Annotated in this window: 9 protein-coding genes and 2 tRNA genes; 4 read left to right on the forward strand and 7 right to left on the reverse strand. The window is 61.1% G+C overall.

Translation table 11 applies throughout. The features are described from left to right. Both tig and NBW56_RS03995 read right to left on the reverse strand, forming a co-directional pair. A complete protein-coding gene (gene tig / locus NBW56_RS03990; RefSeq protein ID WP_250258051.1) occupies positions 1–1,500 on the reverse strand; it encodes a trigger factor in 1,500 nt (499 codons plus the stop codon). Between the two features lie 74 nt (positions 1,501–1,574). Further along, positions 1,575–1,648, reverse strand: a tRNA-Pro gene (locus tag NBW56_RS03995). Positions 1,649–1,848: 200 nt separating this feature from the next. Between NBW56_RS03995 and NBW56_RS04000 the strand changes: the two genes are divergently transcribed. The 4 genes from NBW56_RS04000 to NBW56_RS04015 all read left to right on the forward strand — a co-directional run bounded on the left by NBW56_RS04000 (position 1,849) and on the right by NBW56_RS04015 (position 5,628). Next, positions 1,849–1,922, forward strand: a tRNA-Gly gene (locus tag NBW56_RS04000). A 479-nt stretch (positions 1,923–2,401) separates the two neighbouring features. Next, positions 2,402–3,880: an RNA/DNA-binding domain-containing protein gene (locus NBW56_RS04005; RefSeq protein ID WP_250258052.1), complete on the forward strand. Its 1,479-nt coding sequence runs from the start codon at positions 2,402–2,404 to the stop codon at positions 3,878–3,880. A gap of 108 nt (positions 3,881–3,988) precedes the next feature. Further along, on the forward strand, positions 3,989–4,888 hold the full coding sequence (locus NBW56_RS04010; RefSeq protein WP_250258053.1) for an ABC transporter ATP-binding protein: 900 nt from the start codon (positions 3,989–3,991) through the stop codon (positions 4,886–4,888). Beyond that, positions 4,885–5,628, forward strand: a complete 744-nt coding sequence (locus NBW56_RS04015; RefSeq protein WP_250258054.1) for an ABC transporter permease — start codon at positions 4,885–4,887, stop codon at positions 5,626–5,628. Before NBW56_RS04010 ends, NBW56_RS04015 begins: the two co-directional genes overlap by 4 nt. An 8-nt stretch (positions 5,629–5,636) precedes the next feature. Here NBW56_RS04015 and NBW56_RS04020 read toward each other — a convergent pair whose 3' ends face one another. From NBW56_RS04020 to NBW56_RS04040, 5 genes are all read right to left on the reverse strand, one after another. Continuing rightward, positions 5,637–6,254, reverse strand: coding sequence for a sortase (locus NBW56_RS04020; RefSeq protein WP_250258055.1), 618 nt, complete (start codon positions 6,252–6,254; stop codon positions 5,637–5,639). A gap of 4 nt (positions 6,255–6,258) precedes the next feature. Then, positions 6,259–12,708, reverse strand: coding sequence for a prealbumin-like fold domain-containing protein (locus tag NBW56_RS04025; protein WP_250258056.1), 6,450 nt, complete (start codon positions 12,706–12,708; stop codon positions 6,259–6,261). Positions 12,709–12,801: 93 nt separating this feature from the next. Continuing rightward, positions 12,802–13,833 carry a Cna B-type domain-containing protein gene (locus NBW56_RS04030; RefSeq protein ID WP_250258057.1) on the reverse strand — a complete coding sequence of 344 codons (1,032 nt, stop codon included), beginning with the start codon at positions 13,831–13,833 and terminating at the stop codon, positions 12,802–12,804. Continuing rightward, positions 13,830–14,741 (reverse strand): class C sortase, encoded by a 912-nt coding sequence (locus NBW56_RS04035; RefSeq protein WP_250258058.1) that lies wholly within the window; start codon positions 14,739–14,741, stop codon positions 13,830–13,832. Before NBW56_RS04035 ends, NBW56_RS04030 begins: the two co-directional genes overlap by 4 nt. A 14-nt stretch (positions 14,742–14,755) precedes the next feature. After that, positions 14,756–16,399, reverse strand: coding sequence for a SpaH/EbpB family LPXTG-anchored major pilin (locus NBW56_RS04040; protein WP_250258059.1), 1,644 nt, complete (start codon positions 16,397–16,399; stop codon positions 14,756–14,758). Positions 16,400–16,509 lie beyond the last annotated feature (110 nt).

A 16,509-nucleotide genomic window follows, 5' to 3' on the forward strand; every position in this document is an offset into this window, starting at 1 on the left:
CTACTTATCTTCGCCCTTATCCTCAGCCTTCTCGGCAGCCTTCTTCGTGGTGGCCTTCTTGGTGGTGGCCTTCTTGGCGGCCGGCTTCTTCTCAGCGGTCTTCTTGTCCGCGGACTTCTTTTCGGTCGTCTTCTTCGCGGCGGGTTTCTTGGCAGCAGCCTTCTTGGCGGGCTTCTTCTCGCCCTCGTCCTTGGCGTCCTTCTCGGCCGAGGAAGCGTCGGACTCCTCACCCTTCGAAAGGCCCAGATCCAGAACCTTGCCCTCGGTCGACTTGACGGTCACCTCGGCGAGCACGTCGTCGAGAGCCTTCGAACGCTGCACCTCGCCGAAGATCTGTTCGAGCTGGCCGCCCTGGGCGACAGCCTGGAGGAACGTGTTCGGGTCCATGCCGTACTGCGCGGCCATCTGGGACATGAAGCCCATGAGGTCTTCCTGGCCCACCTCAACCTCGCGCGTTTCGAGGATCGCGTCGAGGAGGAACTGCGCACGGATCGCCTTGACCGTGTCGTCCTTGATTTCCTCGCCGTGCGGGTCGTCAGCGCTCTTGCCTTCGTTCTCGAGGTGCGCCTCGATCTCGTCCTTCACGAGCTGCTCGGGAACCTCGACCTCGATGTCCTCGAGGAGCTTTTCGATGAGCGCGTTACGGGCGAGCGCCACGCGGTTGCCCTCGGCGTCCTTCTCTGCCTGCGCCTTGAGATCGGCCTTGAGCTCGTCGATGGTGTCGAATTCGGAAGCGAGTTCGGCGAATTCATCGTCAGCCTCGGGAAGCTCGCGCACCTTCACGCTCTGCGCGGTCACGGTGATCTGTGCTTCCTCGCCGGCGCGGTCGCCACCGGCAAGCTTCGACGTGAAGGTCGTGGTCTCGCCAGCCGAGAGGCCAATGAGGGCCTCGTCGAGGCCGTCGAGCATGTTGCCCTCGCCGATGTTGTACGACACGCCTTCGACGGTGTCGATCTGCTCGTCATCGATCTTCGCGATCATGTCGATCGACACGAAGTCGCCATCCTCGGCGGGGCGGTCCACGCCCTTGAGGGTGCCGAAGCGCTCACGCAGCGCGGTGAGGCGCACGTCCACGGCGTCATCGTCAACAGCCGGCTCTTCGATCTCGACTTCAATGTCACCGAAGGTGGGAAGTTCGATCTCGGGGCGCACATCCTGCTCGATCACGAACACAAGGTTGCCCTCTTCCGAGCCGTCGAGGCCCGGAACTTCCGTGACCTCAACCTCGGGGCGGCCCGCCGGCTTCAGCTCGGCCTCGGCCGCAGCCTGCTGGTAGTAGCCCGGGAGCGCGTCGTTCACGGCCTCCTGAATGATGGCGGGCTTACCGAAACGCTGCTCGATGAGCGACGTGGGAACCTTGCCCTTGCGGAAGCCGGGAAGCTGCACATCCTTGGCAATCTTCTTCGCGGCCTGATCGATCGCGGGCTTCAGTTCCTCGAAAGGAACCTCAACGTTGAGCTTCACGCGGGTGGCGCTCAGCTTCTCGACTGCAGTCTTCACGTGCAAGTCTCCTCGTAGTAGTTCTCGTATTTCAAAGTCGGTAACCGGGGCGCCGTGAGGCGGCCCCTGCGACGTCGGGATGACAGGATTTGAACCTGCGACCTTCCGCTCCCAAAGCGGACGCTCTACCAAGCTGAGCTACATCCCGGTGCTGCATCCCGGTCGAGGCCGTAAGACCATCGAAGGCCGATGGGGCAACCCCGCCAAGTTTACCCGCCTCCACCTGAGGGCGCTCGGGCATCGCTCGCGTGATGTGACGAGATACATGCGCGCCCCGGCCCGCACTCGCCTTGGGGCATGGCGCAGTATGTGGCAAGATGGATCCCTGAAGCGCTTCGAGCGCTTTTCGCGGGTGTAGCTCAATGGTAGAGCCTCAGTCTTCCAAACTGATTACGCGGGTTCGATTCCCGTCACCCGCTCCACTCCCTTCTCGAATTGCATAGAGGTTGTGGGGGTTTCACCCACGCTTAGCTCTCCCGTCGCCTTCAACTGCGCACCTCGGCCGGCGCCCCGCCCTCCACGGGTTTTCTTGCTTCGTTAGTCGCAAAACCGACAAAATCCGTCCCTAGATCTCCGCTTTATCCTGATCTACCTGCGGAAACGTTTTCTTGACTGTTTCTTGCTTCCTACTCCCCTTTACACACTCGGCGAAGCAAGAACGACAGCGCTCAGCCTCATGCCCCTACCCAATCGGCTCCGGGCAGGGCCCCGAGCGCCTGGCAATGCTTCCCACTGGCCGCGCGGGCCACGCTCGAGATCACCCACCCGAGCTGCACCCAAAGTTTTCTTGCTTCGTTAGCCGCAAAACCGACAAAATCCGTCCCTAGATCTCCGCTTTATCCTGATCTACCTGCGGAAACGTTTTATTGACTGTTTCTTGCTTCTCAAGCATACTGATGTCATGACCCCACTCAATGCAACGTCGAGGGAAAAGGCGATCGCCCGTCTGCGACGTTTTCTTGCCCTACCGGCTGAGCTTCCTTGGCTCGAGTTCAAGGAGAACTCTGCGACATCGGGGCCTGAGATTGCGAAATATGCGTGCGCACTCGGGAACTCTGCGCGTCTCCATGACGAGCCGGCCGCCTACATGGTGTGGGGCGTAAGCGACTCACACGAAATTGTGGGAACCACATTCCAATGGCAGACGGCCAAGGGGAAGGGCAATGAAGATCTCCTCCCTTGGTTGCAGCGAGTTATTGACCCCGCACCCCAGATCAGTTTCAAAACTGTCGAGGTCGATGGGTTCCGTGTCGTGCTTATGCGGGTCCCCGCTGCGATTTCAGCCCCCTACGCCTACGATCATCAACGTTTCTTCCGGCTTGGCAGCTACACCAAAAACCTCATGCAGTATCCCGATCACGAACGGGAGCTATGGCGCAAGCTCAACCAGTTCCAGTTTGAGGCGAGCAACGTAGCGGAGGAGCTCACCGAAGCGGAGATTATTGAACTCCTTGATCCAGAGGCTTTCTTCATGAATCGCCCTGAGTTACCACGCATCTCGGGTAACGCCCTCATTGACACTTTGGCCTCGGCGCAGGCGATCTCGCACTCGTCAGAGTTGGGGTGGTGCATTCCTGCGTGGTCAGCCCTCATGTATGCGCGCTCCCTCAAGGATTTCCCTCGCCTCAACGGCTTGGCTCCACGCGTCATGCACTTCGCGGGTTCCTCGCGAACGAACCTGCAACGCGAGTGGGAATTCAACGAAGGATACGCCGCATCGTTCGGCCCCATCATGACTCTTTTCGAGACCGTTAGGCCGGGTGGGGAGACGCTCGATGCCACCGGTCGCCGGGTGGAAACCCCTCCGCTTCCGACGGTTGCCTTTCGCGAGGTGTTCGCTAATGCGCTCATGCACCAGGATCTCGAGCAACGAGGTCAGTACCTGACGGTCGAGATATTTAGCGATCGGGTCGAGGTGACGAATCCAGGAACCCCACTCGTGAATCCTGAGCGGTTTATCGATGCGGCTTCCACGACTCGAAACGTGCGACTTGGTGAGGCTTTACGTCTGGCGCACTTCGTTGAACAGCGAGGAAGCGGCTGGGACAAGATTGTCGAATCCCTGGAGGCGGCACATTTTCCGCCTGCTCTTATTCGCGCAAATGGCAACACGACCGTGACGTTGAGCGCCTATCGTACTTTCGCTTTGATGACGACCGAGGAAAAAATTCAGGCGGTCTATCAACATGCTTGCCTTGGATTTTTGGCAAGCCGTCCGGTGACTAACGCGTCGATTCGCAAGCGTTTCGGTCTTCGTGATTCTCAAGCCTCGCAGGCGACACGGCTCATCAACGCCGCGCTGGAGAAGGGGCGGATCCGCGTGCATGACGCCGACGCGGGGCCGCGGAGCCGTCGGTATCTCCCTTATTGGGCTGTGTGAGCTCTCCGCGTACTTCGCTCCAGGGGTGGGGGCGAGAGGTCCCTCTTTTCGCAGCCGAGGGCTTTTAGACTTAGATCACACCCGTTGCTACGCGAGAAAGGCCGAGCGATGGCCACCGCTGTTTGTGCACGCGAACTCACCGTCACGATCGGCGAGAAACGTATTTTAAAGGATCTCAACCTCGATGTTGAGAAAGGCGCCTTCCACGGGATTATCGGCTCGAATGGGGCGGGCAAAACAACGCTGTTCGATACGCTCCTGGGTTTCCGCAGGGCTACCTCGGGAACGGTTCGACTTCTCGATTCAAATCCGTGGCCACGCAATCCGCAGTTGCTTCGACGGATCGGCATTCAACATCAATCGCCGGCGTTTTTCACGAAGATGACTCTTGTGGAGCACGTGCGGGCTGTGGCGAGCATTTTCGATGTTCCTTCGGCATATGTTGAGGAGGTTCTCGAGGCGCTCAATCTTACGGCTGCGGCGCACACGCGCTGCACGAAACTCTCGGGTGGTGAGCGGCAGCGTCTCGCGCTCGCCTCGGCGCTCGTGCATCGCCCGGAGGTGCTTTTCCTGGATGAGCCCACGGCGGGGCTCGATCCTGCTGCGCGCAAGTCGCTCGTGGAGCTGCTGCGGGACACGGAGTTCGGCGCGATGACGGTGCTGTACACGACGCACTACCTCGAGGAGGCGGAGCGCTTGTGCGATGTGGTGTCGATTCTCGATCAGGGCCACGTGCTCGTGACGGATTCGCCGCGCTCCCTCATCACGAAGGCGCATCTTGGCACCACGGTGCTTTTGCCGGGCGCCCTGCACCAGGAGCAGCAGGTACGGGCTCTGTTTTCAGGGGTCGAGAAGGGGGCCGACGGTCTCCTGGTTCGCACCGATGATGCAGCTTCGGCTTTTGCTCTCTTGACCCACAACGGCATCGAGACAGCGGGCGCAGTGGTGAGCCAGGGAACTCTCGAGGACGTGTTTTTCTCGGTAACGGGGAGGGAGATTTCGCGATGAAAACGGTGCGTTCGCTGAGCCGGGTGTTGCTCAAGACTGACCTTCGCGACACGTCAACGATTATCATGTCGTTCGTTTTTCCGCTCGTGCTTCTGGTGGTTTTGGTGCGCGCTTTTGGCACGATGCCGGAACTTCCCGGCATGGATTTTGTGTCGCCGATTTGTGTCAACGTGCTGGGTTTTGGCGTGGCGTACGTGGGGATTTTTGCGGGTGCTTTGCATATTGCGCAGTGGCGTGAAAATGGCATGGTGCAGGTGCTTCGCGCTTTTCCGCTCTCCACGGGGGCGATTCTTCTCGCGCAAGCGCTCGTGGGGGCGTGCCTTGCACTCATTCAAGCTGTATTGCTTATTGCTCTTGCGGTCACGCCGTGGATTGGCATGGAGCTTTCCCCGTGGGCCCCGCTCGGAATCGTGCCGCTTGCACTCGGCTATCTCACGTTTTATTTCCTTGGCGTGCTTCTCGCGGTTTTCGTGCCGTCCCTCGCAGCGGTGTCGATGCTCGCGAACCTCATCATTATTCCCCTCGGCTATGCGGGTGGGGCGATGATGCCAATTGAGCTTCTCCCTCGGTGGGTGCAGAACATCGCGCCGTACACGCCGTTTTTCCAGATGCGTGTAGCGCTCAGCAAGCCACTTATTGATCTTGGCACGTGGGGCGACGCGGGACTTGGCTGCGTGTATTTGCTGGTGGCGTCGGCTATTTTGCTGCCGCTTGCCCACCGGTTCTTCCGCTGGAAGTAAACCCGCACCTAGTTGTCATTGAACACGGGCACGGCGATTCCGCGCAGCACCCTAATTTCTTGCCCGCTGAACGTGTCGGCGAAGAGGGAGACTTCCCACGGTTCGACCTTCTCGAGGATTTTCGCTTTTTCGTCGCTTTTCACGGTTTCGATTGTGGCGACTTCGAAGGTGAACACTCTGCCGGTCACGTCGGTGATGGTGAACCGGTCGCCGTCGGACGTTTCGGTGAGCCGCCCCAGTTGCCCGGCCGTGTTCGGCCCGCCGATGGCGAGTGTGCCGCGCTCGAGCACGCCGGCGTAGGCGCCGGGGCGGGGGCTTTCGGGGCGCCAGCTCGCGGCGATGGGGAGGCGCACGTCCAGGGCGGGGATCTCGAGGATTCCGACGTAGTCTCGGCCGTCGATGTTGACGACGGGGCTCGGCGTGCTTTCGCCTTCGGGAACGACGTTAGCGTTCGTGCGCTCGGTGGGGATGAGCGAATCGAGCTTGGCGAGGTCGCTGCGGGCGCTCTCGAGGTCCCGGTTCTGCTGCACGTAGCTCCTGGCGACGAGGGCGATCGCGAGGATCACGCCTGCGGCGAGGAGTACGCGCAGCAGAACCTTCGCTCTGATGCGGGGTCTCGAGGTCACCTGTTTAGCGTACCGAACGCCTCCTCCAGTACAGACCGCCAATCGCACCGGCGATCAACAGCCCCGCGAGGGCGTAGCCGGGGCGGAAGCCGTCGCCGCCGGAATCGGGCAGCTCGTAGTTCGGGAAGTTCTTGACCGTCACGACGGGGGCATCAGCTCCCGCTTCGGGTTTGCTGATCTTCCGGAAATCGTCGCTCTTGGTGTAGCCCGCGGGTGCGGAAACCTCCATCACCCAGTACGAGTCCTCTTTGAGCCCCGTGAGGTCGGCGTTGCCGTCGTTGTCGGTCGTCACGACCTTCAGGGGGTAGTAGCGCGTCTCGCCGTCCTTGATGATCTGGTTTTTGAACGATTCGGGAAGCGTGGCTTTGACCTTGTCGCTCTCGGCTTTGTTCGGCGTGAGAAGACCGAAGGTCGCGCCTTCGAGCGGGGCGCATTCCGTGTCCGTGGTGCAGTTGCCGCCATCGAGCTTGCGGATTGACGCGGCCCACTGGCCGTTACGGTTTACCGCGGTGAACTCCGGATTTTCGGCTTTGCGGTAGGTGAACGTCGTGTGGTTGCCGGTCACGCGCGACTCACTCTCGGGCACAGCCTGTTCAATGCGCGCAAGTTCGGAGCCGTCGCTCGCAGCAATCTCGACGAGGGTGTACTGCGCCCCCTCTCCCCACTGCCACTTAGTGTTCGTGGGGTTCCAAGCCTTCGCCTGAGCGTCGTACTGGTAGGTCGTTTGCGGCGAGAGAGGCAACGCCTTGGAGGTGGTTTCACCCTTCGCGACGGTCCGCTCGACGAGGGCCACCTGGCGCTTCTCAAGCGCCTTCTCGAGGCTCTGACTTTCGAGCTGCGCCGGCGTCAGCGCCTCCCCGGAATAAACGAGGAACTGGTAGGTCGAGTCTGCCGCAGCCTGACGAGGCTGCCCCTTCTCATCCACGAGGGCCTTAGCCAGCGTGGGTGCCGGCGGGATGCGCACGCCTACCTTGAGCGGGATGGACGACAGCGTGAGGGTGCTGGATCCCGGTGCCAGGTAGCGGTAGCCGAAGGTGTTCCAGGCGATCTCGCCGGGCTTGGCGTCGGCGTCGTCCGGAATCTTCGAGTCGAAGCTCACCCGTAGGGTGCCATTGCCGGGGATCACGCCCGCGTTATCAGCAAGGCTGATGCGCATGGAACGCATCTTGTCCATGGCATCTGGTTGAGCGAGCCATCTACCCGAAGCGGTGTTCCCGGCCCAGTCGTCGTCGTTGAAATCCGTCTTATCAGAAAAATCGATGCTGTACTTCGACGGGTCAATCGCACGCAGGACTTTGCCGTCCTTGTCAACGAGTTCCACCTTGAGATTCAGCTGGTCCCCAAAGGCAGTCTTGAATTCACTCAAGCGCTGGGGCGCCGTCGCAAACGTGTAGTCGTCGCCCTCCTGCGGAAGGTTGTTGATGAGCACCATCTTGTTGATGGAGTCGCTCTTCTTATTCGTCACGTTCATCTCGTAACGGAACACCGAGTCCTTCGAGGGGAGCGTGATGAAGTTCGGGTCGCTTACCGACGTCGCATCGTTGTCAGCATCCGCGACCTCGACGACCCGCTCAATCGACGTGGTGAACAGGTCATCCGCGATCGGAATCTGGGCTACGGACTGTACCGATGGCTGATCCTGGTAGACCTTGGGCAAGGGCTTCGGGCGGCCGAAGTTGTTGTAGTCAAGGTAGTTTTCGGCGGCCTTGACCGTCTGCTTCGTCACGGAGCCGTGCTCCACGGCCCGCGGATCCCAGCCCTTCGACAGAGGCGTCAGATAGCCGGTGTTGAACGCGACGCGATAATCCTGCTTGGCGCTCGCCTTCCGCTTGCCGTTCACGACAAGCACGGCCTTACCACCGGGCTCAAGCGGCATCCCGGAGAACGCATTGCCGCCACCCGGAGGGCGCACGCCTTCGCTGTCGATGGGTGCGCGGACGTCGAGGCGCACGCCACCGCCCTCCGGCACCGAGCTGAGCGAAACATAGATCTGCGGGTGCAGGTAGTTGATGGGGTACTTCAGGACCTGCGCCTGTCCATCGACGGTCAACGTAGTCGTGACCTCGTTGAAGTACGGTGCCGTATAGGTGATCTCCACCGATTTCTTGCCGTTGCTGTCGGTGCTCCATTTCCCGAAGGTGAAGAGCGTGGTGTCATAATTACCAGTGCTCTTTGTGCCGGAGGCATTCTCGGTATGGAACTTCACGGGGCCGGTGAATTCATAGTGCTCGTCGAGCACGTCGGAGATGATGTAGTCGGAAATCGGCACCGCCGAATCGTTATGGCCGGTGACCGTCCACTCCAGCGTGTCTTCATAGCCCGCGTACTCAGGGCCCTCCACGCGCTTGCCGAGCGCTGATTTCGCGGTGACGTCCTTGCTCACGCCCGGGACGAAGAGCTTACGCTGCACGTCGACTGTGGACACGAGCCACTGCTCGCCATCTTTGCCGCTCATGCCGAGCTTGGCGGCGCCTGCACCGTCGACCACGTCGCGAGTACCGTCGTTCAGCGGGTTCTTCTCGAAGGCGTTGCTGGTGATCGTGACATCAGGATTGACGCTCATGGGGTTCGCCATGCCGCCGTCGTGCGGCATGCCCACCCAGTTGGTGGCGACATTCGTGAGCTTGCTCTTGTCGTCCACAAGCGCGAAGTACCGGAACGCGAGGGTTTCGCCAGCGTTGAGGTAGTACTTCTGCTTGGCCTTGTCATAGGAGAGGTTGGAGCCCTCACCAGAGTTGTCAATCTGGAACGTCACCTTACGCGGGTTGCTCGGGTCCGTGCTCGCGTGAACGGTGCCGATCTTGGGTTTCGACGAGGTACCGGAAAGGGAAACCGGCACCTTGGAGGCGTCAGCCACCCAGTTCCAGGAATTCTTTCGATCCTGTTCCGTGGGGAACACGAGGTTGTGGCGCTGCCCACTCACGTACGCGTGTGCCGCATCAGATCCGCCGAAGGTGAAGCCCTCGGGCAGCACGTCTTCGATGTCGTTGAGGTAGATGCGCGAGGAACCATCGTTGTGGAGAACGGCGTAGTACATGACGAACCCGCCCTGCTCCCCGTAGATCGTGCGGCCGTCCTCGCTTCCGTCTACCTGCAGCACCTTGTCTTGCGGATTGGATCTGCCGGAACAGGAGGTTACGCCGCTGGGCGAAACCTTGCAGATCGAGGTAAAGGGTTTTGCCGTGCCATAGGAACCGGTGGACGAGACGCCCTTTTGCAACGTGGCCTGAAGCCCACCCTCGAGGTAGTGCGAAACCTGCGACTTCGCGTCCTTCACGTACCAGGTGTTGTACAACGTCTCGGAGCTGTACGCCCCCACATACTCCTGCCACTGATCGCCTGCAGGGAAGGTAAGCGTCACGTACCAGTACACATTGCCGGTGACGCTGAGCTTCAGGTCCTCGCCCCACACGATGTACTGCTGCGTGTCATCAGCCTTCTGATCAACGGGGTTCGTGTTCGTGATGCTCCAGCTCTTGAGGCTGCCCTGCTCCACCTTCACAGTGTTCTGTTCAGGGAACTCAATGTTCACGTTCGCCTTTGACCAGGGGCTGCCCTTGAGACTCTTCGGCAAGGCGTCGTAGATGTCCTTGCCGGTGACGGTATACGGCTGCTCGCCGAACTGCGAGAGGCTCACCCGGTAGGTGACGGTCTCGCCGTCGGAGATCTTGCTCTGCTGCACTGTGGCGTCGTCGCTCAGGTTGTTGACGTTCCTCTTGTCCGTCACGATGCGCTTGTCAGAGCCGAGCTTCGAGATATTGAACGTCTTCGAATCGCTGGCCTGGAACTCGCGGTGCCCCCCACGTCCAACGTTGATCACGTCGTCGCGTTTCGCCCCTGCGTTCTTGTAGCCCGCGACTTTCGGATCGGTGACCGCCTTGTAGCGCACGGAAATTACCGACGGGTTCTGGAAGTCCTGCGAGGCGATGTACCAGTAGGTGTTGGTCTGGATTCCCTTGTCGCCAAGGTCCGTGATCTCGACACGGTCGGCCACGAAGATCTTCTCCGTCGTGCGTCCGCCGGCTTTCTCCTCGGCGCGGAACCGCACACCTTCATACGTGCCGGGCTGGTTCAGCACGTAGTACTGGGTGCCCGCCACGTCCATCGTGGGCAGGCCACGATTCGCAAGCGCTTCGTTCAAGCCGACCTCGGCAAGGAGCACCTGGGCGCCGGTGAGATCGTCGATGAGGGGCACAGAATCGTACGTCGCCTGGCCGCCCTTTCGTTCGAGCGTCAGGGAGTAGTCGACCACGGTACCGACCGGAATCTCGGTGCCGTTCGTGGTCACCTTGTCGCCGTTCACGAACGCATGCTTGGAGAGCTCGATCGCGTTCTCAATCTTCGCGGCGTCCGGCACATCCTTGCCGAGGTGCACAGTGTTCGTCGCATCCTCAGAGGTGAGATCGCCCGCCATGAAGTGATCCTTGACGGTGGCCTTCACCACGCGCTGGATTTTTTCGCCACCGTTGATCGTGCCGTTCGGCAGGGCCCAGGTGAGGGTGTAGGTGGTTTTTGGCGTGACGATCCATGTCCCGAGCGCCTTCGCGAACGCCGCTTCCGTCGCTTTCACCGTGGTGGCAGCGGCGCCGTCGCGCTTGACGGCGAGTGTGCCGTCGGCTTTCTTCTTCACCGTAAAGTTATGGTTCTGGGAAGCGACGCAGTCTTCCGACGTCTGCGCCGACGGGGTGACGCTCCCCCCCGACGTGCCAGTTCTGCCTGCGACGGTGGCCGTGCACACTTCTACGTTCTTGATGTCGATGGTGAGGGCATCGCCACCGTCGGCGGCAAACATCGCGAGCATCTGTGCCGGGGTGACGTGGAACGCCTTAGGAAGTGCGTCGACGATCTTGCCCTCGTCCTCACGACCCTCGTTAATCTTCCAGGGCTGAGTGCCCTGGTTTTCAGCAGTGATAGTGAAGTCGATGGGGTCACCGCGGAAGTACTGCTTGTTGCTGTCGTGCGACTTTGAGACTTTGGGCTCGACACCTTTTGCACGGATCGTGGCCGGCGCATCAGCCTTGGTCGCCCTCTCCGCACTGTGGCGGTATTTCGTCGTCACGTCCAGGTGATTGGCGATGTCTGCCTTGAACGAGCGATCCGGAGCCTTATCCCCACTCTTCACGAGCACGTTGTCCGCAAACTTCACCCGAAATGCGGGTCCGTCGACCCTCGTAGTGGGTTTGGTCGGCGCGTACGGCATCGTGATGGTGATGGTCCGGAAATCTTTCGAGAATTCGTACCTGAATTTACTGTTTTCTATGTAATCGCCGGGGTTATACACCGTGAGCACGGGCGTACCGCCGGCGACCAGGGTGTTGAAATGCGCATTCCCATCGCTCTGGCCGGGATATATCGACGTAGTAAACCATTCGAATCCTGTGCCATTCGACTTCTGGCCACCACTGAGTTTGGAACCCAGCTTATTCACGATGTCAGGGTTGATCTCAAAGCCTTCGGGAACGGTGAAGGTGTCCTTGTACACCATCTCCACGGCAGGATCTTCGCCACGATCGCTCTTCCAGGCGCCCTTCTCGTCAACATTCCCGGCGAGAGTAGCGTCATCACGTTCGTTGTGGATGAGGTAGCGAAGGTTGTGGATGTAGTATCGGCCGCTCTTCGCGTCGTACGCCAAACTGGGATCGGTGGTGTCACCCCACGTTTCCTTCGTGGTGCCGTTCGCGGCTTGCGTGGAATCGAGCAGCACCTTCTTCGCGTTGTACTCGGTTCGATCCACGCCCCACTTCGCGGAGTGGACGCCGCACTCGGGAGCGCTTGCCTTCGCACCGCGCGCTTTGAGCTGCTCAGAAGTCAGTTCTTCCACCCACGATGTGACGGTGCCGCCCGCAGATTTAGGCGGGTACACGGCCTGCACATCGAGCGCGAACGTTTCGCCAACTTCGGCAGCGGGCACCTCGATGTAGTACACGAGCCCGTCGCCATCGGCTTTCTTCAGCGTGTACTTATTCTTTTGCGCTTCACGCTGCTGGTAGTAGGTTTCGCCAACCTTGAGCTTGGTCTTGGAGTCGCCCGCAACGAGATATGGGAGCTCAGTTTCGCCCTGCTTCGCATTCGCGAACTCAAAGTAGATGCGGAAGGTGCGGTCGTCGTTCGCGGTCGTGTTCGAGATACCGAACCGCTGCCCGTAGCCCTCGCCGCTCCAACGCTGCGAGACTTTCTCGACGATCGCGTCCTTTTTGATGGTCTCTTCGTTGTCAGCGCCGGCGCGCTGATCGATGACCTCGATAGAAATGTCGCCGTCAGTGAGGTTGTGCATCACGGCGCCGCTTCCGGCGGTGCACTCCCCCACGCCAACGGCGTCAGCGTTTGCTCCGTCCACGGAGAAGGACGGCTGCGTGAGCCCGAGCATGGTGAGCATGAGGGTACATGCCGCAAGGAAGGCGGTGATGGAGCGCCAGGTGCTGCGCTGCTCTGCTTGGTGTCGCGCGTTAGTCATTGTGCGCTCCCTTCCGTGCGGTGCGTGCTCGCTGAGGGCGCGGTGCGCTCAGGGCGAGCATGGTGATGCCGAGAGCGCCAAGAAGTGCGGCGCTCAGCCAGTAGCTGTTGGCGTTAAAACCGGTGCGGGGCAGCGGCGTCTTTTTCGGCGTGGGGGTGGGGGTGGGGTTGGTGTCGGTTCCGGCGTCGTGGAGGGCGTCGGCTCCGGGGTAGGCGTGGGCGTTTCACCGGGCGTGAGCGTGTTCATGATGATGAACGTCGCGCCTTCGCGGGTGTTGGTCACGGTGTAGGCGAGGCCGTCGAGTTGTTCCACGGCGGTCCATTCGGCGCCGCTTTCATCGCTCCACGCGTAGCTCCAGTTGTTCGCGGAGCTGAGCGTCACGGTTTCGGCTCGCACGCCGTTTTTGAAGAGGTCCACGGTGATGCTCGCGGGGCGCTGCTGTTCGGCGCCTCGGTCGCTCCAGTGCTTGACCACGCGGTAGTCGCGTGGGCGGGGCTTCGTGGTCGCGTTGAACTTGGGCTTCACCACGACGTCGTAGGTGATCTGGCCTTCGGTATTGCGTGCGGGGATCGACACGATCGCGGGGGTGAAGGTGAGGGTTTCGGTGCCGCGCGCCGTTTCGCGAACGCGGTCGTTGAGCACCACGAGGTACACGCCGGGCGTGAGGTGTTCAGCGCGGAACGTTCCAGCTTGATCGGTTGCGCCGGCAGCGTCGGCGGACTTGCCGGAGGTAGTCACGTAGTCCGCGAGGGTGCGGGCGAGGGTGGCCCAAGTCCCTTGGGTGAGGTCTCCGGTTCCGACGGTGTCTGCCCAGGCGGTGCGCTCGAGCAGCGTGGCGTAGCCGGGCACGGCGGGGAGGCCGCGTTTCGCTTGGGCGATGCGGTAGGCCGACGCTTGCACGCCCTCAATCGCTTCTCCATTCGCGCGGTGGAGCTCGACGGTGAGGGAGGAGTCGCGCGTCTCGTCTACCTGGCCGAGGTCGATGGCGGCGTTGCCACCGTCGGCATGGGCGGGCGCGGTGAGGGGTGCAAGGGCGAGCACGAGCGCAAGGGCGAGGAGCCCAAGGGCGCTGAGGCGCGCGAAGCGTGAGGCGGCGCCGTGTGTGGCGCGCTGGAGGATGGTCATGAGGCTTTCCCCTCGTGTGAGGTCGTGGCGCGGGTGCGCTTGCGGCGTGAGTGCATCACGTAGAGCGCGCCCAGGCAGATGAGGATGGGGACGGACACGAACATGGAGACGAGCACGGGGTCCATACGCACGGCGTCCGCGGGAAGGTATTGGGATTCGACGTAGTCCACTCGGTGGCCGCGCACGAGGAGGCGATGCGTGTTGATCGCGTACGGCGTGCACGTGATGAGGGTGACGTAATCTTGCCCGTCGACGATCTCGAGGTCCTGAACTTCGTGCGGTTCCACGACGCGGATTTGGTCAACTTGGTAGGCGAGGTTGCGGTCGAGCGCGTGGAGCACGAACACGTCGCCTTCGCTCATTTTGTCGAGGTTGGTGAAAAGCGTGGAGGTGGGAAGGCCGCGATGCCCGGAGAGCGCCACGTGGGTTCCTTCGCCTCCGCCGGGAAGCGAAGACCCGGGGATGTGACCCACGCCGGCTTGGAGCACCGGATCTTCCACGGTGTGGTAGACCGGCAGGTCAACACCGATTTTGGGGATTTCGATGTGGCCCATCATTCCCGTTCCCGCAGGGTTGAGCAGCGAGTTGTATTCGGCAAGCTGGTCGTCGCTCAAGTGGAATCCCGCGGTGGAGTTGCGGAGGTTCTCGTTGTAGGTGTCAACGTCACGCCAGATTTGCGTGAAGTCGTCCGCGCTCATGTGTGCCACGGTGTCGTCGTAGCGCGCGATCGCGCGGCCCTGATTGAGGGAGTTCCAGTAATCGCTGATGGGTGGGTAGAGCAGAATGCCGAGCCCAAGAAGGAAAACGCCTGCGAGAAGAAGATCAGGCCAGCGCTTTCGCTTCTTGGGTGCGCGGGATTCCCGCCCGGCAGGTGCCGGGCGGGAATCCTGAGCGACATTCTCACTCATGCGCAATGAGACTCTCAGGCCTCAGCGCGCTTGCGGTTGCGTGCAACGATGCCGAAGCCGGCAAGCAGCATCACTGCGAGGCCGCCTGCGGTGAACAGCACCGTACCCATGCCACCGGTGGACGGGAGGTCCGAGGTGGAGGTGTTAGTGATGTTCTGGTAGACAGTCGCAGCGGCGAGGTCGCGAGACGTGGCCTTACCGTCGATCGTTGCCTGCGTTGCCTTGAAACCATGCTTGGCGGTAAGGCTCGTCAGTTTACCGAGGCCCTCTTTAGTCTCTTCGTGCTTCGCTTCGATGGTGAAGTTCACCGGCTTCTGCAGCGCGACGTACCCTTCGGGAGCCTTCGTCTCCTCGAGGTAGTACGTGCCAGCATCGAGGCCCTGGAACTTGAAGGTCTTTCCCGCAACCGTCTTCACCGCGGTGACCTGCTTCGCGTCAGTCACCCACGAATCGACCTTGTTGTTCTTGTCGAGCTTGGCGTATTCCTTGACGGTTTTGCCCTGGTCGTTCTGAACCTCGCGGTAGAGTTTGAACTCTGCGCCAGCAAGACGATCGCCGGTGGAGGCGTCAGTCTTGGTGTTCTCAATGGTGTAGGTGAACACCCAGGTGTTGTCCCACGGGGTCTCGCCAGGCGTTTCCTTGCCAGAGCCCTCAGCGGTGCTCTTCTGGTAGTACACCTGCGACTTGTTGCCGTTGCCCTTGTCATCGATCGCGGCGTTTGAGTTGAGCTTCGCGGTGTACTCCACGCGGATCTTGGAATCCTTGTTGGCCTTCGGGGCAGCCTTCTTCAGATCTTCGAACTCAACGGAGAAGGTCTTGCCGCCCACGTAGTGGCCCTCGGTGTCCGAAGCCTTCTCTGCTTTGGAAACCGTGAAGCCCTCGGTGATTTCCTTGTCGTCCACGTAGACCTTGACATTCTGCGGGTCGTTGAAAGCCTTGGAGAGGGTGTCGCGGAAGCCGTACTTGTAGCTGTCGAAGCCGGCGTAGTTGGAGGGCAGGGTGCCGTGCAGCACGAAGGGCACGTCGTCGCCGATGGTGTAGTCAGCGGTCTCACCGAGCTCGCCCGTGGAGTTTTCCTTGACCTGCTTGTCGTGGGTGGGAACCGACGACTTGGACTTGACGGTAACCGTGCCCACAACCTTGAGGATCGGCGAGGTGACGGCCGAGGCTTCCTTGGTGTTGGTGTCAACGATCACGTAGTAGCCCTGTTCCACCGTGTCTGCGGTGTAGGTGAAGGGAGCCTTTTCACCAGTCTTGGTGAAGGTCACCGGGGAGCCCTTGACGTGCTTGGCCACAATCTTCGAGAGCTTCACGGCGTCGAGTTTCGAGAGCTTCGCGGCCAGCTGGGCAGCGTTCTCGTCGCCGGTCACCTCGGTGAACTTTTCAGCGAGTTCTTTGCGCAACAGGGCGGAGTCAACGCCGGTGCCCCACTCAATGCTGGCGAGCTGTTCGCCGTTCGCATTGCCCTTGAAGATCTGGTAGGCGCCGTAGGTGTGATCGCCCTCATCCGAGGTAATGGTGATGGCGGGATTCTTCGCATCACCGACGGGAGCAGCGTGGGCGAGCGGCGAGACGAGCACAGCGAGCGCCGCGAAGAGTGCGACGAGAACGGTGAGCAGGCCTCCCTTCGCCACGTTGCGGTGAGCATGCGTAAACATGTGGTTCTTTTCCTATCTGTCGTAGGCGCACACGACTCGTGCGCGCGGGGATATCGAAAGGTCACGCTCACCGGGGCGGGGGCTATTACGCACGGCCACTCGCGGCAGAG

This window comes from Dermabacter sp. Marseille-Q3180, assembly GCF_940792985.1.
In the GTDB taxonomy this organism is placed as follows: Bacteria; Actinomycetota; Actinomycetes; order Actinomycetales; family Dermabacteraceae; genus Dermabacter; species Dermabacter vaginalis.